Consider the following 19,406-nt stretch of genomic DNA (forward strand, 5'->3'; position numbering starts at 1 on the left):
TCGATGGAGTGAAAGATGAAAAAGAATATATTGTTATTAGCCAGTGCACTGTTATTGAGCACATCTACCGCCTCGGCTGCAGAAGTGGGTGGTGTCGAGTTGCTCGATACGATGAACTCGCAAGATCAAGTATTACAGCTTAATGGCGCTGGGGTGCGCAGTAAGTTTTTTATGGATCTTTACGTAGGCTCTCTTTACACCGTAGAGCAGACAGAGCAAGCATCACAAGTGGTTGATGGTGACCAAATTGCTGCGATCAGGCTCAATATTACCTCTGGCATGATCACCTCTGAAAAAATGACAGAAGCGATGCATGACGGCTTTAACCGCGCCACAGGTGGTGACACTACGCCGATAGCTGACAGTATTAAGTCGTTTATCTCGACGTTTGCCGAGCCGATTCAAGAGGGGGATCAATTCACCTTGGTGAGCATTCCGGGTCAGGGCATTATCAGCTACAAGAATGGCAAAGAGTTGTCTACCACCAGTGGCGAAACCTTCCGTAAAGCGGTATTAGCCATCTGGCTTGGTAACAATCCAACCGACAAAGACCTCAAAAAAGAGATGCTTAAAGGCTAAGGTTTAAGTCAGCTTGTTGGCCCGAGACCCTAGCGGTTGAGAAGCCGTTAATAATCATACTTATGAATATCCACGCATTCTCATCAATGTTCACTATTCTCGCTCACCCGGTAGTGGGCATTGATATTCGCTGGGGTTAACGGCAAGCAGGCTGACTTATTTATCTGGCGTTATGTGTCACACGATGATTGCCCATTTTCCGAGCTTATTCGGATAGGATCAAAGCTTATGACACCATTATCACTGTGGCGTTATCTATTTTTTCCCAGACACCATGAATGGACCACAGATCAGGTGAGAGCCGTCGATACGGTACTCTTCTTTACTCTGCTGTGTTTATTTACCGGGCTATATAGCCTGTTTAAGTGGACACAACAGCCCCATACGCTGTTGATGATCACCTCTGTTGTTTTAATCTCTGTCGAGATCATTGCCGCCGGCTGTATCCGCTTCTTAAAACAGATCACCTTAGCATTAAATTTGGGCTTTTTCGGCATGGTGCTGCATGCGCTTAATGTGATCTATCAAGGGGGCGGAATTTTACAATCGAGTCAGAGTCTGTGGGTTGCCGTGCTGATTATTGCCTTTTTTCTTACGGCATCATTAACGCTGGCGACAGTTTGGAGTGTGGTGGTCATTTTACTGTCGGCGGTAATGGTACATCAAGGTTTGAACGACCAGATTGTCTCTACGATAGCGCTGTCGGATACGGGCGCTGCGGTCGAAGCGTGGAGTGGCATGGTGTTACCGTTAGTCGTTATCGTGGTGGCTCAAGGCTTTACCAGTGCAGCACGGCAATCGGCGAATAAGGCGCAAGCAAAGGCCCAGCAAGAGATTGAATCGAGCGCGACTAAGGCGTTGGCGGGGGAGCAGCGTTTAGGCCAAGTATTGACTCAAGCCAATCAAGATGCCACTGAACTGAGCGAGGTGGCGGTCGATCTCGATATGCAGGCTATAGCTTTGCATAGTCAAGTGAATCAACTTAATGTCAACTGTGAATCCCAAGCGAGTGCAGCTGAGGAGATGAATCAGCAGGTTTATCGCATGACTGAAGATATGGCGCAATCGGAACGGTTTATGGCGGAGTTAAAGCAGCGCTGCCAATCTATCGATAGCCAAGCACAGACCAGTGCCCAGTCGTTAGTGGCCTCTACCGATGCGATTGCGGCAATATTACATAGCAATCAGAAAATCGTCTCGGTAGCCGATCTTATTACTTCGGTGGCCGATCAGACAAACTTGCTGGCATTGAATGCCGCCATTGAGGCCGCGAGAGCTGGGCAATACGGTCGCGGGTTTGCGGTGGTGGCCGAGCAAGTTAGGGAGTTATCGGCCAAGAGTAATCAATCAGCGGTTGAGATCCGTTTATTGCTGTCAAGCAGTCGCAATGAAGTGTTACAGGGCCAGCAGACCATAGAACACACCGCGGGCGAATTGACTCAAATTATTGAGCAGGTTGCCAGTGTGGTGCACGACGTTAATCAACTCGCCGATTTGATGGCCCTGCAGGGCGAGGCGTTAGCCCAGCTTAATTGTGCCAGCAGTGAGGTTGCCACCAGCGTGGTCAATACCAATCAAGTTTCAGAGTCTGTAGCAATAGAAGGTGAGCAACTGGCAAAACGCGTAGAGAGTTTAAAGGCACTCGCCAGTAGCTTAACCGCTGTGGTGGCGTGTCATCACGCTTAACCACACTAGGTTTGATGCTTATGGCTATTCGCTACCCCACTCCTTATTGATTAAGCGCCTTAGGGCGCTTTTTTATCTTTAATGTCATTAGGTTAATCGAGCCGCTTAGTGAAGCGCAGTGATGCGACTATGATCCCCAGTAGGGTAAAGCCAAGCAGCCAGAGGGTGTCAAATGGCAGATCGCTCAATTGGCCGCCGCGCAGCACTATGGCGCGGATAATGCGCATAAAGTGGGTGGCGGGCAGGAGTTCGGCTATCCATTGTGCGGGTTTAGGCATGGCTTCGAACGGAAACATAAAGCCCGACAGTAAGATGGTCGGCAAGATAATAAAGATGGTCATCTGCATCGCTTGTAGCTGGGTTGTCGCGATAGTGGAGATGATCAAGCCTAAGGTGAGACTGGCAGCAATAAACAGTAAGGTGCCCAGCAATAGCTGTGCAATGGTGCCGTTTAAAGGCACATCAAAAATCAGATGCCCGAGCCCCAAGATGATGCTCATCTGGATAAGCCCCACAACAATGTAGGGTAAAATTTTACCTAGCATCAGCTCCAGTGGTTTGATTGGGGTGGTGATCAGCAGCTCTAGATTGCCTTTTTCTCGCTCACGGACGATGGCCGCCGAAGTAAATAAGATCATCGTCATAGTAAGAATAACGGCAATTAAACCCGGGACGATATTCACCGCCGAGCGTTGCTCTGGGTTATAAAACAGGGCGACTTCGAAGGTGGGGGAGCTGGCTAGGGGCTGGTCGCTGATTTGCGCTAATGGCATGTTACGCAGTTGGCTGATTGCGGCGGCCACCATGGTATCTGATCCATCGATGATCCATTGGCCGATAGGCTCGTTATTGGCCTGTTTATGTTCAAGATTAGGCGGCAAGATCAGCGCGGCGCGCACTTCGCCGCGGGTAATGGCAGCCTCGGCAGCGGTGGCGGTGGCGTAATAGCCTTCGATAGAGACGACTTGCGAGACCCTGATGGCCTCGACAATCCAACGCCCAGTTACCGAATCACTCTGATCGACCACCACAACCGGCACATTGCGAACATCTGTGTTGATGGCGTAGCCAAATAATAGCAATTGGATCAACGGGATCATCACTATCATGGCGAAGGTGATGCGATCGCGTTTAAGTTGACGGATCTCTTTTATGGTGATTGCTTTAATGCGTCTTAGGCTAGCCATGAGTGTCATCTGGCGCTCCTGCATTATGCGGATGTTTGCCTGTAACAGTGACAAACAGATCTTCTAGGCTGGCATTCACATGGCTGATATTGCGCTCATCAAGCGTGCTGCATTGCTGCTTGAGCCATTGGCAGGGATCTTTAATCTCTTTCGTTATCAATACTCTTAGCCGATCGCCTAGTTGGGCGGCACTGCGTACCTGGCTTAATTGGCTGAGCTGGCTTTTCAGTTGGCGTAAATTGTTGGCGGATATTTCTAGTACATTCACCTCCATCTTTGCCAGTAAGGCTTGCGGATTACCATTGGCGCGAATGTGTCCCTGCTCCATTATCGCCAGCTGGTGGCAGCGCTCGGCCTCATCCATATAGTGGGTAGTGACTAAAATACTGGTGCCTTGCTCTGAAAGGTCAAACAGCTGCTCCCAAAAGTCGCGTCGATTTTGAGGATCTACCGCTGACGTGGGTTCGTCGAGAAACAGCAGCTCTGGGTTGTTAATGCAGGCGCAGGCCAATGCCAAGCGCTGTTTTTGGCCACCACTTAAGGTGGCAGCCAGTTGATTTGTTTGAGGAACTAAGTTGTAGGTCGATTGCAGCTGGTCAATTTTACGTTTGCAGGCATTGGGGCTGAGGCCATAAATATCGGCGATAAAGCGCAGGTTCTCTTTTACCGTTAAGTCGTCATAGAGGGAGAATTTTTGCGTCATATAGCCAATGCGGCTGCGCAGTTGCTCCGCCTGCTGCGGGATCGTTAGCCCAAGGCAGGTGATGGTGCCATGAGTGGGGGTCATCAGCCCGGTGAGCATACGTATGGTGGTGGATTTACCGCAACCATTGGGGCCAAGAAAACCGTAAATATGCCCTTGTTGTACCTGCAGATTAAGATTGGATACCGCCTCAAGCTGACCAAACTGCTTGCTGATACCGCGGGCATCGATCGCCAATTGACTGCTTGGGCTCATCAAGGTAACTCCACCTGTACTGGGATGCCACTGGGTAACTTAGCGGCGTCAGACAGGGTAAATTCTGCTAAATAGACTAGGCGGGATCTGTCCTGTTGGTTAAGTGCATAGTAAGGCGTGAAGGCGGGGTCTTTGCTAAGCCAGCGTAAGGTGCCAGTCAGTGGCGTATCAAGACCATCGACATAGACATTAAGCTGCAGCCCTGCGTGTAAGGTCGCCATATTGGGTTCTGGGATATAAACCCGCGCATAGGGGGCGTTGTCGGCTTGTATCACGGCCACCACCGCATTATTTGGCACCCGCTCACCGACATTAAAGGGCAGACTGTCGAGGCGCCCATTACGGGTTGCCACTATGCTGAGCTCTGCCAAGGTTTGTTGCGCCAGTTGCAAGTTAGCGGCCGCAGCGTCCATGGCTGCCATCGCCTGTTGAATATCTTCTTGGCGCACACCGACCAGCAGTTTACTGAGGTTTTCGTCAGCCACATGCAGCTCGGCTTCGGCGCGATCGCGATTAGCGATCGCTTGATCAAGTTCCGATTGGCTCACCAGTTGCTGTTGCTTGAGGCGATAGGTACGTTGATAGGTTTTGTCTGCCTGTACTTTGGCCGCGTTAGCGCGCTGCACACTGGCTTGGGCGCTGGCGATATCTTCGGGGCGTTCACCATTGGTGAGGCGTAGCAGGTAGCTTCGTGCCTGCTGCCATTGGGCATTGGCTATCGCCACCTTAGTTTCTGCTTTGCGGCTATCGAGCTGCAGTAGCAGATCGCCCTGTTCTACCACGCTGCCCTCTTTAATCGGCTGTGCGGTGATCAGCTCTGCGGCGGTGGCCCGCAGCAAAATACGATCGCGCTCAAGGGTGCCTAGCGCCTGCGCTGGTGGGCTGGGCTGACAGCCTGTAAGGCTGAGAAAGATAAACACCAGAGCGATGTTGATGGTGGGGTTCATTTCAACCTCATAAGCACTAGGGTGAATTAATAATCAATATGTTATTTAAGATAGCACCCTTTAACGTTTAGCTATATGGGGATCACTCTCTGGAGGCGTCTGTTGCATTGAAGGCATTGAAATGCTCGTGCGCCTGTAGCGCTTGATGATGAGGGGCGAGGAGTGGCGCCCCTGTATTCTTGGTAGGGTCTATCTTGTATGGACTTGGGACAGTTCAGTAAAAATCGCCTCCCATTGCCCGTTTAAGCTGCGCCTGTTCGAGCAGGGCTTCTAAGCGTTTTTTTACTTCGCGTCTATGTTGTAACTCGCAAGCCGCCTTAGGGTTTTTAGGGGCGGTCATGGCTTCAATCTCTGCATCGTTGGGAATAACATCACGTAATTGAGGCATAGCGGATTCCTTCATCACTGTAATTGAGTACCGCGTAGCACTTAGAGTGTGCCCATCGGTACCACAAGCTTTGGTTCGCACATGAAGCCAAAGCGATAGTTACCGGCGCTACGTAATGCTTTAGCAGATAGCTCAATGAGTTAGTTGCACATTAGTGAGCGCTAATGAGAAAGGTAGCAGGGAGTTTAGGAGTATTTTGAGATCGGCTTAACACAATTGCATTTATACTTTAAAGTGAATAGTCGCGCGAAGTGAAATGGCTCCTTAGGTGCTATGTGCTTGAATTTATTAGTTTTGATTGTTCATAATATTGCGCCGGCCACAATATTAGCGGCGGCGCATCTAGGAGCAGATCACAAATTAGCGCTAAAGCTTATAGATCAAAACTATAGCTATAACCGAGCACTACTTTAGGGTCGTCATTTTCAAGGTCGGTATCACTAACCAAGAAAGAGAAGCTGCCCATATCAGTGTCTTTGCTCAGCGCTATTGAGTAATCACTATAGCTGTCTTCGCCAAACCAAGCGGTAACCACATCACCACTTGAGTAGCCATAATGCACGGTTAACGACAAGCTGTCTGACAGTGGCCATGAAGCCGCCGCATCCACATAGCTCATATCGTCATTATCTAGTGGAGCGCTGGCGACATCGTCATCGGCGTTAACCACATAAGAGTAACTGAGACTAAACCATTTCCAGCTGATCGCGGCTTTGAGTTCGCCAAAGTCAATGCTAGCGTCGCTATCTGGGTAGGCATAATAGAGATAGCTGACATCGTAACCTAGATCGTCAGTGATGCTACCGGCGTAGCCACCATAGAAATCAATTTCGTAGCTGGTGTCGTCACCGAAGTCGACATTTGATGCCCAGGTGCCGAGGTAAAAGCCGCTATCGTGTTCGTAATCAATTCCCCCTTGCACGGCTACACCATCATCGGTTTGCGTCACGCCGCGCCACAAGTAATTGGAGGTCACTCCCACATTGCCTGTGACGGCTGCGCTGGCGGGAACGGCTAACATCATGGTTGCTGCGAGCAGACTTAGGTTTCGAAGTGCTGTGTTCATACTCATTCCTTTTTATTGGTATAGGGATACTACCTAGCCGTATTATTATGAGTATTGTTAGGTAGTGCTTACGTTATTGCTAACCCCATGCCAATAATTTATATGATTATTTTCAGTGTGTTGTATTTTTAAGCTGTAGTGGTGTGAACCAATATGGGGACTTTATAGGCATAAAGGCACCGTTTTGGTGCAGGTAGAACCTTGAGTAAACTCAACAAGTAATCTATTTCACTGATGGGACACCATGGGCTGATACATGGCGTGAATTGAGGTAAACCGTTTTGCTCATCATAAAAGTCATAACAGTGAAGAAACAGTGTTTGACCATGAAGCGTGACCAGATAATTATAGCGATGGGGGAATGGTCAGGCATAAAAAAACCTCCTAATGAGGAGGCTTTTACAAAGATAAAGCCGTTTTTAGTTAACGCTATCTTTTAGAGTTTTACCAGCTTTAAACTTAGGTACTGTCGCTGCAGGGATTTGAATTTCCTTGCCAGTTTGTGGGTTGCGACCTGTACGTGCAGCGCGGCTTGTTGTTTCAAAAGAACCAAAACCAACAATAGAGATTTTCTCACCGTTCTTCATCGCTTCCGCTACGGTTTGTTCGAAAGATTTTAATGCACGTCCAGCTTCAGCTTTAGTCAGTTCAGCACTTTCAGCTATTTTTGCAACCAGTTCAGTTTTATTCATTTGGATAGTCTCTTCTTTCCGTAGATTTAGTAACATCAATTACATTAGGTACTTGCAATTGCTGGAACTAACATGCCATAAGCATCCCTATAATGAAAGCGGTTTTATGTTGAACCGTGGGGCTTTAGCCCAAAATTGAGCAAAATTCTAGCTATCGAGCAAAGAGTAGAGCAATTGTTTGACTAATTGTGGTTCGAAAGGCTTGTCACATAAGGCATTGACCCCCGCTTGCGACACGTTACTGAGGTGAGTATCGTTAGCCTCAGATGACACCATCAGGATGGGGATATGAGATTGCTGGCTGTGATTACGAATAAACTGAGTCAGTGCTAAACCGTCGGCATTGGGCATATTGTAATCGGTGATCACAAGATCATACATATTGTCTTGCATCAAGGCGATGGCCTCGGCGCCATCATTAGCTTCGGTGATCAGTTTTAACCCTAAATTAGTAATGGTACGGCGGATAATATTACGTGCCATCTTGCTGTCATCGACCACCAGTACTCGAATGTTGTGCACATCAAAATGATCCAGATCGAGCTCGTCATGGCTTAGCAGATCTATAGTGGCATTGAGTGCTTTGCCAAGATGCTCAGACGAAAATGGTTTAGGTAAGATGGCCACGACACCAGATTGGCGATAGATCTCCAGCTGCTCACGGCGGCACTCACTCGAAACCAGCATAAATTGAATATCACAAAAGGCTGGATTCTGTTTCAAAGTATTGAGCAGTTCTAAGGCGGTGCCATCTTCAAAGTGCATCGCACTGGCGACCAAATCGGGTTGATGACGCGAGATAATGGTCATGGCCTGCGCAAGTGTGCTGGCGGTTTGGATATTGCTAATACCCTCTTGGCTGAGACGGCTGGTAATGATCTTACGCTGGGTGTCTGAAGGCTCAATCAACAAAATGGAGAGTTCACTCGGGGATAGGGTGGCCATAGTCACGGATCTCGGCTTAATAATTGTAAATATTTAGGTTTTTAAATTACCTGAAGGCTTAAGGTTTAGCAACTGGTGGCCCTGGCTGCTCAGTTCGGCTAAGGTAGGCTTTGGTTGATTTTGACAATGCGACCCACCACTGAAATAGCAAGAGTAGGCTCACCACCACTACGATTAAGGGAATCGAGATCTGTTGCCCCTTAAAGACCACTTTTACCTCTTCGGGGGTGATCTGATAAGCGATAACGGCCGTCATCCCCAAGGCGCTAAAGGCAAGTGTTTGAATGACTAAGTAAATTTTAAGTAGTAAGCCGGCCCATTCGGCGCGCAGCAGTAGTCCGATCACGACGGGGATCACTCCGATAGTAAACAGATCTAAACTTTGGGTCGCTAGGGTGCGCCATACAGCAATGACTGAGATAACCAGGTATAAACAGATAAGCAGTAACATGGCAAAGTGGGGTCGTTTCATGGCGATTCGTCGGCTAAAAATTTGTCAGCGAGTGTAGAAAAAACCTTTGCATTAGTCCAACTATTTACACTAATCCCGATTGCCTAGCTGCCCATTGGCTTAGGTTGGGTTAATATAGTGCCGATTTTTGATTGGTTGAGAGCGACATGACAGACACTGAATTTTGGCAATTAGTAACCCGTAGCCGTCCAGAGCAAGATCAACAGAGCTTGGCCGACAACCTCAAACAGCAACTGATGCCATTAACGGATGAGGAGTTGGCGGCGTTCGATAAGCATTTTTCGCAGCAGATGCGCCGCGCTTATCAATGGTCAATCTGGGGCGCGGCTTATATTGTGACTGGCTGTGATAGTGAATATGGCTTTGCCGAGTTTCGCTGTTTCTTGATCTCACTCGGTAAAGAGTGGTTTGAGAAAGTGCTACAAGATCCAGATGCACTAGGAGATTTGCAGCAATGGCCTGAGAAAGATGGCTACGCTTACCCTTTTATCGAAGAGTATGACCTGATTGCAGGGCAGATATTTGAAGATCGCACCGGTGAGGAGTTACCTTTTGTGCCTTCGGGTCAGGCTACGCCGCAAGGTAAGAAATTTTCCCATAAAAAGAAACAGCTTAAGGCAACTTATCCCCGCCTGAGTGCACGTTTTCCTTTTTGATGTTCTATAGCTTGCGCTAGCAGCTCAGCTATAGAGTGTCGCTTGCCCCAAGTTCTATGGGGCAAGATAACGGCACATTGGTTATGCGTCGGTGTTACTCATAACAGGTTTGGCTTTGACGATCGTAATGACGTTGGTGTTTGGCGCAAGTTTCTTTCATAAAACGTTGTTCTACTTTGGCTATTTGTGCATCAAGTGTCGTTTCTATGCCGCCAATGAGTTGCTCTTCACTCATTTTCTGTTGTTGTGCTAACCGTTCAAAGTGTTGCTCTACTGCGACAGAGCCTTCAGCGGATAAGGGGGCCGCTCTCACTTGAGATGAAATAGCGAGGCCAAAGATAAGGGCTGCGATAAGGGCCAGCTTGCCTGAATAGTTGACTCGTGTTGTCGTCATCAGTTTGTGTATCATAATTTGCTCCAATAATGTGTCGTCAGGCCCGTTATCTGCAGCCGTTTATTACTGTTTGAATCGATAAATGATTTCAAGTTGCAAGCAGTCCCCTCATTGAAGGGGGTTGAATGCATTTAATGATTTAGTGGTTGCACAGAGATTAACCTAAGCGGGTTGAATAAAGGCTGAATAAAAAATAAGCAGGTGTTTAATGGGGGAGGTTATGGCGAGCAGATGTCGTTGTGCCTAGGTGGATAGCAGCGGAGTGCTCTGGGCTCTGCTTAGTACTATTGCTCAGGTGTTCAGGTGCTCAGGTGCTTAGAGCTCTCGCTCTGGTGTTCAGAGCTCCCAAGATTGAAGGCAATGCTAAGTTATGGTGTTCTCTCGGTATTGAATAAACCGTTAATCGCGGCGCATCGTTTCACATTGGAACCCTTGGCGGCTTGAATCAAATCGACAGCGTAAACCACACTCCCACACCACATCTCCCTGAGCCTGTTGCTCGGCAAATATTTTACAGCTGGGATAATCCTCAAAGTCATCTTGTTTCTGATAACATCCAGAATTAAAACCTTGGGTATAAATGAAGGCTGACCAAGTTTCAGGCCCCAAGTTTTGCTGGGTTTGGTTTATCCATACTAAGCTTGCTGCGGCTGCTGAAAATAACAGTATGATCACTAACAATGGTAAGTGTTTTTGCATCATGGTCTCCATGGTGAGGCGTGTAAGCTGATTTTTGGCTGCTTAACTTAATGGGCTTAGCGTTTGGCTGCATACGATGCTTTAGCAATACTGTTTTAGCAACGCTTTTTATCGCCGCGCGATATGCTTACTTAATAGGACAGCTTAGCGAATTTACAGCATATTAAGGCGGCTTTAGCGCCCAAAAAAGACAAAGAGACCCCTTGTTAGCTTTGCATTAAGCTATTATTCAGGTTAGCTTTTGTACAGTTGCTATATTGAACCTAATCGGGTTTAGCCTAAAGGAGGCTGTTATGAGATTGTCCACGCTACCATTACTTGCTGCAATAGTGATCGGCGCATTTGTGTCCCTCAATGCCAGCGCCGAGGAAGTGCAAGCCGACCCAGTTACCGAGGCTGGGATAGTTAACATTACTTGGCAAGGGGTGGATAACTATCGCGATGTCAAAGCGGTGGGAGACATTCAGTCGCGCTATGAGCTGCGCACCTTTGAGACCTTAACCAAAAACCTTAATAAAGCCGCGAGTAAAATCTTAAAGCCAGATCAAAAGTTATTGCTGGTCGTGACCGATCTCGACTTGGCAGGCGACGTTAGGCCGACCTTTGGTGCTAGCGTTAGCGATATTAGAGTGGTGAAAGATCTCTATCCGCCACGCATGACCTTTAGCTATCAAATCTTGGAAGGTGAGCAAGTGATTATGGCGGGCGATGAAAAACTCACCGATCTAGGCTTTATGCAAACGATTGGCGTGGCGAATGATAGGCCCTTACGATACGAGTCGAAGATGTTAGCCGATTGGCTGCAAAAAACGGTCGCACCTAAGCTTTAAAATCTAAGCTTTAAAGCTGGTGCGACGGACATACTGGTTGGAATAAATTATTTTGCCTGAGCCTTAAAGGCTTGCAAGGTTTGCAGTAACACACCTAATTTACGGACAAACTGCTCCAATGCTGGCGCTAAGGCGTCAGCATCTGTGGGCAGTTGTGTCATCTCTTGCGCCAACTCTTGCACATAGGGGCTAAAGCGGTTGCTCTGAGCTTCGAAGCCTTGATCTTGAGTGAAGATCGCGACGAACTTACCGTGACCCGCTTTTTTCAATTCATCGAGTTTAGCATCGGCGTCGATCGCTTGACGATAAGCGACCTGAAGGTTTTCTTGCAGTTGCGTTATCAGTTGAGAGTGTGGCATAACAGCCTCTTAATCATAAAATTTGAGCGAATTATAAGGGGCTAGCCTGATGGCAACAAGTCAACGTTGGTGTTTACTGCTAATGGTTTTGCTAGTGGGGCTATTTAGCAGTGATCATGTTAGGGCGGCAGTTACAGATAAGCCACCGTTTTATCAGATTAATTATCAAGGTAAGACCGCTTATTTATTAGGTTCTATCCATGTTGGCCGAAAAGACTTTTATCCTATGGCGCCGCAAATTGAAGCGATTTTTGCTAAGGCCGGTGCCCTAGTGGTGGAAGTGGATGTAACACAAATAGATGCCGTTAACTTGATCCGTCGTTATGGATTAACGTCGCTGCAACAAGATGAAGCCACGACGCAGCGGATGGCGAGTTTTTGTCAATCAAATGAGGCCACCTGCAGTGCCCTGAAGCCTTACGCTCCTTGGATGCAAGCAATGCAGCTGGGGGTGATGCGTTTCGATGCGCTCGGTTATCAAGCGCAATGGGGTGTGGAGCAAATATTGACGCAAAAAAATGGGCAGCGCCCCGTGATTGAGCTTGAAAGCGGTGAATTTCAGTTTGAGTTAATGGCGTCTTTCGATCCCCAAGTTCAGTGGGAGATGGTGTTTGAGGCCATTGATGCGCCTGATGAAGAGATGCTGGCGTTGATAACAGCGTGGCGCACCGGTGATGAAACCGCGATAGACCAGTTAATGGTAGGCCAGATGCAACAAGGTGATGACACCCGTTTGATCGACAAAATGCTCTGGCAACGTAATCAAGCCATGAGTCGTAAAATTGCCGACTTAATGACCCAAGACACCACGCCAGCGCCACTGTTTATTGTGGTGGGCGCAGGCCATGTGGTGGGAGGTAAGAGCATAGGCGCCATCATGCAGCAGCAATTTAAGGCGCAGTTGCAAAATTGTTGGCAGCAAGCCTGTGATTAATCTGCTCGCCATTTAGCTATAAAGTGTACATACCGACCCAGTGCGATATAGCTTGGGTGCAGAGAATAGGTCAGCTCCATATTGAGCAGCTGCTGAAAGTCGAAGTTGGGTGGCTGATGGGTTTTAAGGTAGTCGTGGATCACCCGTACACCCGATTGTGACACCAGCTGCATCTGCCACTTATCAAGCCAATGTTTTACGTCATCGATATACAGTGGGTGAGTAGGAGTTAAGCCGACTTTTTTCTTTACCTTAAAATCGGCTGCTACATAATCGAAGTTACCCGAGATAAGGCTGTGAAAACGCATCGATTCTTTGTTGTAAAACATCAGCGAAAATAAGCCATTAGGGGATATGAGTCGCGTCAACGCTGCCAAGGTAGTCTCGGCATCGCTGAGCCACTCGGCTACGGCATGACACAGCACCAAGTCGAATTGGCCATACTCACTTGAGGTAAGCGCCTGTATCGGGGCGTGGACTAGTGTGATATCGAGTTGGCATGAATGCTTAGCGTCATATTCGCCTATTTGCGCGCGCGCCAGCGTCAGCATTTCGGCTGATATGTCACATAAGGTGACTTGGTGGCCGAGTTTCGCCAGTTTTTGGCTAAAGAACCCAAAGCCACCACCAGCATCTAAGATGCGTAATTTTTGGCCATTGAAATGACCTAGTGCCTCTGTGATATCACGCCACACAACGGCGGCCCGCACTTCGCCTTTAGGTGTACCGTAGATGTTTTTAGCAAATTTACTGGCGAGTGAATCAAAGTTTTTGTCTTGCATTACCGGCTACCAATGGCTGTTGAGTACTACGGATAAAGAAACGATATTTTGCCATAGCCTTACTGGCTTGGCACCTGCTGGCATAACCTTTTAGGTGCAAACTGTGATTTTAAGGTATAATTGCCGGCTTTCGATTAATCAATGTTGAAAGGTTTAGAGCGCGTGAATAAAGATATTTGTGTTGATTTGAAGGCGATACCATCGCTGCTGTCGCTTTACCGCAAGATTTTTTTTGGTCGTAAACCCGGTTGGGATCAGCAGCCTTTACCCCATATTTACATCACTTGTCGTGATGTCAGAGTGTCGGCCGATAAAGTGCGCCAGTATGCCAAGGTGTGTGGTTTTGAGTTTGATGGCCAACATCTGCCCATGACATATCTTTATGTGATGGCGTTTCGTTTACACGCAAGCATCTTTACCCACCGGGGGATCACTTTTCCACTGCTGGGAATGATCCACCTTAAAAACAGCATCACTCAATATCGTCAAGTGACTGTTAATGAGTCTTTTCATATCGACTGCCGCTTACAAGGCAGCCAGATCACTGATTCAGGATTAGAGTTTGAATTGGCCTCTAAAGCCTTTGTCGGTGATGAATTGGTATGGGAGTCGTTGTCGACTTACCTGTATCGTATCGACAGTGTGGGTCGCCGAGTGCGGCCACCTAAAGCCACGCCAATGACGTGGGATGCTCCGCTTAATTGGCGCTTGAGTGAAGATCTTGGGCGGCGTTACGCTAAGGCATCTGGCGATTATAATCTGATCCATCTGCATCCTGTGCTGTCAAAACGTTTTGGTTTCGATCGCGTTCTCGCTCATGGCATGTGGTCCAAAGCGCGCAGTATTGCGGCCTTGATGCCACAAATCGGTGACAAAGCCTGTACCGTGGATGTGGAGTTTAAGCTGCCATTATTTATGCCGGCAGAGGTGAGTTTTGGCGCCGAGAATGATCCCGAAGCGGGGTTAATCTTCGAGCTCAGAGATGGTAAAGGGCGACGGCCGCATCTGTCTGGTCGAGTTAGCTTTCACGATTAGCACTCAGCCGTTAATACTCAACCTTAGTAACTCTGCCTTCATAACTCAGCCAGCACACTCATGCTGGCTGTTTGGTTTTTTGAGCTCAACACATCAAGAGCAATGTGGGCTTAAGGTACGCTGTGGCCTGTGGATGCTTGCCAGATACTAAACCACTGCTGCTTATCTAATATGATCTGTTTTGATGCGATGGCTGCGCTGATGCGATCGGTATTACCACTCCCGATTATTGGCTTAGGTTGACTCGGTAGGGCAAGAATCCACGCATAAATGATCTGGCTAATATCATCGCTACCATGAGCCTTAGCAATGTCGGTTAATACCTCGCGTAAACGCACCGCTTGGGTGGAAGTGCCGTTAAATATCTCCCCCCCTCCCAAACAAGACCACGCCATAGGTGCAATGCGATATTGCTGGCACTGATCTAAGCTGCCGTCTTGGAGTGTCGACAGCTGCAGCGGAGAGATCTCTAGTTGATTGGTTACCAGAGGGCGATCGAGTCTAGATTGCAATAGATCAAACTGGGCCGGGGTAAAGTTAGACACACCAAAATGTTTCACCTTGCCTGTTTGGTATAAGTGTTCAAAAGCCTGTACTACCTCATCGGCATTCATCAGTGGATCGGGGCGGTGGATCAATAGCAGATCTAAATAGTCAATTTTAAGTGCCGCCAGCGAGTTTTCTGCACTGTGGATAATATGTTGGTAACTGGTGTCATAATGATTTACGTAGCGCTGGGGCGTCGATGAGAAAGCTGGTTTTATGCCACATTTACTCACGATCTGCATTCGATCTCTAAGTGAAGGATTTAACGCTAAGGCGTTGCCAAACAACACTTCACAGCTATATTCACCATAAATATCAGCATGATCCATGCTGGTCACGCCAAGGCTTAAATAATGTTCTATTAATCTCAGGGTCTCACTTGGTGTCTGCTGCCAGCTATCGAGTCGCCAAAATCCAGCGATAAATTGTGAAAGTGGTAACTCATGTGGGGTCATTTTTGCTCCAGTTAAGGCGATATAGGGCGGCTATCAATCATTATATTGATTTAGATTCATAAATCCTTAATTAACTGACTACGAACCCATGAATAGGTTTGTAGTCAGTTGTTTTTATTTTATATTCGACCTATCTCATCGTTTCCAAGTGATTTTTATAATAGGAGTTTGCCTATGCTGTCTGATATCGATATCTCTCGCCGAGCCGAGTTGCAGCCCATCGAAGCTATTGCGCAACAATTTGGTATTTTACCATCTGAATTAATTGCTTATGGCACCTATAAAGCCAAGGTTAATTTAGATATCAAGCAGCGACTGGCGGATAACCACGATGGTAAATTGGTGATAGTGACTGCCGTCACTCCAACCCCCTTTGGCGAAGGAAAAACGGTAACCAGCATAGGGTTAACTCAAGGGTTACAGGCGATAGGTCAGCAGGCCTGTGCCTGTATCCGTCAACCCAGTATGGGGCCGGTATTTGGCATCAAAGGCGGCGCAGCTGGCGGTGGCTTAGCGCAAGTTGTGCCGATGGAGTCGCTTAATTTACATCTTACGGGCGATATTCATGCGGTCACTAGTGCCCATAACTTAGCCGCTGCTGCGATTGATGCGCGTCTGTATCATGAGCATCGTCTGGGAGCAGAGGCCTTTGCCGCGCAGTCGGGATTAACGCCGCTCAATATCGATGCTAACCACATTGTTTGGCGCCGAGTGGTGAACCAAAATGAGCGCAGTCTACGTCATATTCGAGTGGGGTTAGGCGGTAACGTGCCTAATGCGCCAGGCAATGGCCCAGAGCACGATAGTGGGTTCGATATCAGCGCGGCGTCAGAATTAATGGCGATTTTAGCCCTAAGCTGCGATTTACAAGATATGCGCCAGCGGATCGGCCGTATTGTGTTGGCCCAAAATACCTCGGGTGAGGTGATTACCGCCGAGGATTTAGGCGTGGCGGGGGCGATGACGGTGATCATGAGCGAAGCTATCGCCCCGACCCTAATGCAAACCTTAAGCGGCGCTCCCTGTCTTATTCACGCTGGACCTTTTGCCAATATCGCCCACGGTAACTCGTCCATCATTGCCGATGATATTGCCTTAAAGTTGGCCGACATTGTGGTGACCGAAGGTGGTTTCGGCTCAGATATGGGCTTTGAGAAATACTGTAATATTAAAGCGCGTCAGGCGGGGAAAACGCCAGATGCTGCGGTGATAGTGGTGACGGTGAAAGCGCTTAAATCGCACGCAGAAGCATGTCAGAGCGACACGAGCGAATTAGCGAAATTGGCGGCAGGATTCGATAATCTGCGCTGGCATATCAACAATGTGGCGCAATATGGAGTGCCTGTGGTGGTGGCGATAAATCGTTTTCAAAGTGATACCCCTGAGGAGTTAACCTGGTTGCGTGAACAGGTGATGGCGCAAGGGGTGTTTGGCTGCGAGGTGTGTGATGCTTTTAGCCAAGGCAGTCAGGGCGCCCAAGCCTTAGCCGAGGTGGTGGTGCAGGCCACTGAGACACCAAGTCAATTCCGTTTTTTGTATCCGCTCGAGCAGAGTATTGAAGCCAAGCTAATGACCATCGCCGAGGCAGGTTACGGCGCATCAGGCATACAGTTATCTGCTAAGGCGCAGGCGCAGTTAGTTTATCTTAAGCATCATGGCTTTGACCATTTACCCATTTGCGTGGCGAAGACGCCGCTGTCGATTAGCCACGATCCTAAACTCAAAGGGGTGCCTAAAGGATTTGAGTTACCGATAAGTGACCTGAAGGTAAATGCGGGAGCGGGCTTTATTACCGCCTTGGTCGGACAGGTGATGACAATGCCGGGCTTAGGTATTCGACCTGGGTATCTGAACATTGATATTAATCAGCATAATGAGATTGTTGGTTTGGCATAACGCCGATTAATGATCTTCATTAGCGTTCTAGCTGTGGGATAAATTAACAAAAGAGGGGGCGAGATTATCGCCCTCTCTTTTTGCTGTGAGTCGCTTGATTGACATTACTGCGGCCAGTTATTCTGCCGGCCACACAGCATTATTCGCTTGGTAAAGCGCTTTGCTGGGTTTGATAAATGTGCACATCGCGCTGCGGGAATGGGATTGAGATGTTTTCTTGATCGAAGCGCATCTTCACCTCGCGAGTAATATCCCAATACACATCCCAATAGTCTTCAGGTTTGGCCCATGGGCGCACAATAAAGTCTACCGATGACTCGCCTAAGGCATGCAGTTTAATGTTCGGCGCAGGATCGGCGAGTACCTTAGGATGTTTATCAACGATCGATTTTAGTACCTGCTCGGTTTTCTCAATATCATCACCGTAGCCTATGCCAAAGGTCATATCGACTCGACGCTGACTCTCCACCGTAATGTTATTGATAGTGTCGCCCCAGATTTTGTTGTTTGGGATGATTAACCGTTGATTATCAAGAGTTTTAATGATGGTTGAGACTAGGCTCATCTGGCTCACTTTACCGGTTACGCCAGCCGCGTTAATCAGATCGCCCACATCGTAGGGGCGATAGATTAAGATCATCATGCCAGAGGCAAAGTTAGATAGGGTTTCTTGTAAGGCGAAGCCGATAATAACACCCGCGACACCAAAGCCGGCTAGGATGGGGCCGAGTTCAAATCCAAGTTGCGATAAGGCCACCATTAACCCCAGCGCAAATACGACTTTGCCTGAGAGTGATACGAAGAAATCTTGCAGTAACTTACTAAATTTCAGCTTAGAGTTACTCACCGCCCGTCTGCTAATACGTTTAACCGCCTTACCTGCGAGGCCTGCCAGAAATAGGATCAGCATAAAGATAAACAGTTTAAACATCACTCCCGGACCGTTATCAATCAGCTGTGTTTTGGCTTTATCCCACCACTCTTCTAGCAAGGTACTCACCAAATTGATGTTAAGTACATCTTGGGTGATATCGCCAGAGATGCTAAATAGCGTCTGTTTTAAGATTGTAGTGTCTTGCTCAAGTGCATCAAGCAGATCAATCGTTTCTGACAGGCTGTCACTGGTGAGCGCTAAGCGCTCTTTGAGTTGTAAAACGCGAGTGGTTTGCTCACTGGTAACATCTTTGCCGGCTTCGGCAACTTCATCGACAGCAAACTGTAATTTATCTTGAATAAACAGAACTAGACTATTGAGAATATCGCCTCGTGTAATGAGGGTTTGAGTTAATTCATCCTTAGCGGCGGTAACATCTTCGCCCAGCTGACTCAACCAGTTGAGGGTGTCATACTTGGCACTGAGCATCTCATCTTGCTGGCGTTCTCGATTGGCCAAAGCAAGCATAGTCTGGCTGTCGTTATCTTTACCCAGTTGCGACTTAAGGCGTTTGATGTCGTCGGTATAATAGCGGCTGACTTGATCAATAAACACCAGATAAGATTGGATTAAGGGTAATAACTGCGACTTGTCGAGCGTGTCATCTTTCATCAATATGGCGAGGCGTTGATGAAATCGCTTTGCGTGATCTCGAATGCGGTACTCAGTAAATTGTTTCATTTCGCCTTGAGTATGGGCGAGCTGGCTGATGTCGGTATCGATCAATTGTTGCAGTTGGAGTAGCTTGCTAATAGGACTATCGTTATTGTCTGCCTCACTCATCGCCGGTGGCTGAACGGCTTGAATTTTGCTTGGTGGTGCGTTGGTTTCGGGGGAAGCGGCTATTACCGGTGGGGTCAGCCAACTAAGGCTGAGGCCAAGCATTAGGGTTAACGAGGCAGTGCGCAGCATAAATTAAGTCCTTTAATATGGGCATTGAGAGTCTCCTTATTATGACCCTAAAAT

21 protein-coding genes are annotated in these 19,406 nt (G+C 48.0%); 7 read left to right on the plus strand and 14 right to left on the minus strand.

Going from position 1 to position 19,406, the window contains the following annotated elements:
• Window positions 1–15: 15 nt before the first annotated feature.
• Complete coding sequence (locus tag AC0VXX_RS02020; protein ID WP_475515699.1) at window positions 16–579, plus strand: chalcone isomerase family protein; 564 nt, start codon at window positions 16–18, stop codon at window positions 577–579.
• A 228-nt stretch (window positions 580–807) separates the two neighbouring features.
• The gene (locus AC0VXX_RS02025; RefSeq protein WP_475515700.1) at window positions 808–2,265 is read left to right on the plus strand and encodes a methyl-accepting chemotaxis protein; all 1,458 of its coding nucleotides are present in this window, start codon (window positions 808–810) and stop codon (window positions 2,263–2,265) included.
• Window positions 2,266–2,357: 92 nt separating this feature from the next.
• Here the strand turns inward: AC0VXX_RS02025 and AC0VXX_RS02030 are convergent, their stop codons facing one another.
• The 8 genes from AC0VXX_RS02030 to AC0VXX_RS02065 all read right to left on the minus strand — a co-directional run bounded on the left by AC0VXX_RS02030 (window position 2,358) and on the right by AC0VXX_RS02065 (window position 8,920).
• A complete protein-coding gene (locus tag AC0VXX_RS02030; RefSeq protein WP_475516909.1) occupies window positions 2,358–3,452 on the minus strand; it encodes an ABC transporter permease in 1,095 nt (364 codons plus the stop codon).
• Window positions 3,445–4,410 carry an ABC transporter ATP-binding protein gene (locus AC0VXX_RS02035; protein ID WP_475515701.1) on the minus strand — a complete coding sequence of 322 codons (966 nt, stop codon included), beginning with the start codon at window positions 4,408–4,410 and terminating at the stop codon, window positions 3,445–3,447. Before AC0VXX_RS02035 ends, AC0VXX_RS02030 begins: the two co-directional genes overlap by 8 nt.
• Entirely contained in the window at window positions 4,410–5,357 is a 948-nt protein-coding gene (locus AC0VXX_RS02040; protein WP_475515702.1) for an HlyD family secretion protein, read from the minus strand. Before AC0VXX_RS02040 ends, AC0VXX_RS02035 begins: the two co-directional genes overlap by 1 nt.
• A 214-nt stretch (window positions 5,358–5,571) precedes the next feature.
• Window positions 5,572–5,745: a hypothetical protein gene (locus AC0VXX_RS02045; RefSeq protein ID WP_475515703.1), complete on the minus strand. Its 174-nt coding sequence runs from the start codon at window positions 5,743–5,745 to the stop codon at window positions 5,572–5,574.
• Between the two features lie 373 nt (window positions 5,746–6,118).
• Window positions 6,119–6,811, minus strand: coding sequence for a TorF family putative porin (locus AC0VXX_RS02050; protein WP_475515704.1), 693 nt, complete (start codon window positions 6,809–6,811; stop codon window positions 6,119–6,121).
• A 419-nt stretch (window positions 6,812–7,230) separates the two neighbouring features.
• Complete coding sequence (locus tag AC0VXX_RS02055) at window positions 7,231–7,503, minus strand: HU family DNA-binding protein (RefSeq protein WP_119977178.1); 273 nt, start codon at window positions 7,501–7,503, stop codon at window positions 7,231–7,233.
• A 147-nt stretch (window positions 7,504–7,650) separates the two neighbouring features.
• Window positions 7,651–8,448 carry a response regulator gene (locus AC0VXX_RS02060; protein ID WP_475515705.1) on the minus strand — a complete coding sequence of 266 codons (798 nt, stop codon included), beginning with the start codon at window positions 8,446–8,448 and terminating at the stop codon, window positions 7,651–7,653.
• A 58-nt stretch (window positions 8,449–8,506) separates the two neighbouring features.
• Complete coding sequence (locus AC0VXX_RS02065; RefSeq protein ID WP_475515706.1) at window positions 8,507–8,920, minus strand: hypothetical protein; 414 nt, start codon at window positions 8,918–8,920, stop codon at window positions 8,507–8,509.
• A 146-nt stretch (window positions 8,921–9,066) separates the two neighbouring features.
• Here AC0VXX_RS02065 and AC0VXX_RS02070 point away from each other — a divergent pair, with 146 nt between their 5' ends.
• A complete protein-coding gene (locus tag AC0VXX_RS02070; protein ID WP_475515707.1) occupies window positions 9,067–9,576 on the plus strand; it encodes a DUF4240 domain-containing protein in 510 nt (169 codons plus the stop codon).
• Window positions 9,577–9,670: 94 nt separating this feature from the next.
• Here AC0VXX_RS02070 and AC0VXX_RS02075 read toward each other — a convergent pair whose 3' ends face one another.
• Both AC0VXX_RS02075 and AC0VXX_RS02080 read right to left on the minus strand, forming a co-directional pair.
• On the minus strand, window positions 9,671–9,985 hold the full coding sequence (locus tag AC0VXX_RS02075; protein ID WP_475515708.1) for a hypothetical protein: 315 nt from the start codon (window positions 9,983–9,985) through the stop codon (window positions 9,671–9,673).
• A gap of 384 nt (window positions 9,986–10,369) precedes the next feature.
• On the minus strand, window positions 10,370–10,672 hold the full coding sequence (locus AC0VXX_RS02080; RefSeq protein WP_475515709.1) for a hypothetical protein: 303 nt from the start codon (window positions 10,670–10,672) through the stop codon (window positions 10,370–10,372).
• A 290-nt stretch (window positions 10,673–10,962) separates the two neighbouring features.
• Between AC0VXX_RS02080 and AC0VXX_RS02085 the strand changes: the two genes are divergently transcribed.
• On the plus strand, window positions 10,963–11,499 hold the full coding sequence (locus AC0VXX_RS02085) for a DUF3016 domain-containing protein (protein WP_475515710.1): 537 nt from the start codon (window positions 10,963–10,965) through the stop codon (window positions 11,497–11,499).
• Window positions 11,500–11,546: 47 nt separating this feature from the next.
• On the opposite strand, the gene AC0VXX_RS02090 is transcribed toward AC0VXX_RS02085, so the two are convergent.
• Window positions 11,547–11,858, minus strand: a complete 312-nt coding sequence (locus tag AC0VXX_RS02090) for a prephenate dehydrogenase (protein WP_475515711.1) — start codon at window positions 11,856–11,858, stop codon at window positions 11,547–11,549.
• Window positions 11,859–11,907: 49 nt separating this feature from the next.
• Between AC0VXX_RS02090 and AC0VXX_RS02095 the strand changes: the two genes are divergently transcribed.
• A complete protein-coding gene (locus tag AC0VXX_RS02095; protein WP_475515712.1) occupies window positions 11,908–12,792 on the plus strand; it encodes a TraB/GumN family protein in 885 nt (294 codons plus the stop codon).
• Here AC0VXX_RS02095 and AC0VXX_RS02100 read toward each other — a convergent pair.
• Entirely contained in the window at window positions 12,789–13,574 is a 786-nt protein-coding gene (locus tag AC0VXX_RS02100) for a methyltransferase domain-containing protein (protein WP_475515713.1), read from the minus strand. The two genes, AC0VXX_RS02095 and AC0VXX_RS02100, sit on opposite strands and share 4 nt — an antisense overlap.
• A gap of 162 nt (window positions 13,575–13,736) precedes the next feature.
• On the opposite strand from AC0VXX_RS02100, the gene AC0VXX_RS02105 reads away from it, so the two are divergent.
• Window positions 13,737–14,609 carry a MaoC/PaaZ C-terminal domain-containing protein gene (locus AC0VXX_RS02105; RefSeq protein WP_475515714.1) on the plus strand — a complete coding sequence of 291 codons (873 nt, stop codon included), beginning with the start codon at window positions 13,737–13,739 and terminating at the stop codon, window positions 14,607–14,609.
• Window positions 14,610–14,719: 110 nt separating this feature from the next.
• Here AC0VXX_RS02105 and AC0VXX_RS02110 read toward each other — a convergent pair whose 3' ends face one another.
• On the minus strand, window positions 14,720–15,610 hold the full coding sequence (locus tag AC0VXX_RS02110) for an aldo/keto reductase (RefSeq protein ID WP_475515715.1): 891 nt from the start codon (window positions 15,608–15,610) through the stop codon (window positions 14,720–14,722).
• Window positions 15,611–15,784: 174 nt separating this feature from the next.
• On the opposite strand from AC0VXX_RS02110, the gene AC0VXX_RS02115 reads away from it, so the two are divergent.
• A complete protein-coding gene (locus AC0VXX_RS02115; protein WP_475515716.1) occupies window positions 15,785–17,506 on the plus strand; it encodes a formate--tetrahydrofolate ligase in 1,722 nt (573 codons plus the stop codon).
• A 139-nt stretch (window positions 17,507–17,645) separates the two neighbouring features.
• On the opposite strand, the gene AC0VXX_RS02120 is transcribed toward AC0VXX_RS02115, so the two are convergent.
• The gene (locus AC0VXX_RS02120) at window positions 17,646–19,352 is read right to left on the minus strand and encodes a mechanosensitive ion channel family protein (RefSeq protein WP_475515717.1); all 1,707 of its coding nucleotides are present in this window, start codon (window positions 19,350–19,352) and stop codon (window positions 17,646–17,648) included.
• Window positions 19,353–19,406: the final 54 nt, after the last annotated feature.

This window comes from Shewanella sp. QJM3NY_23, from assembly GCF_056173105.1.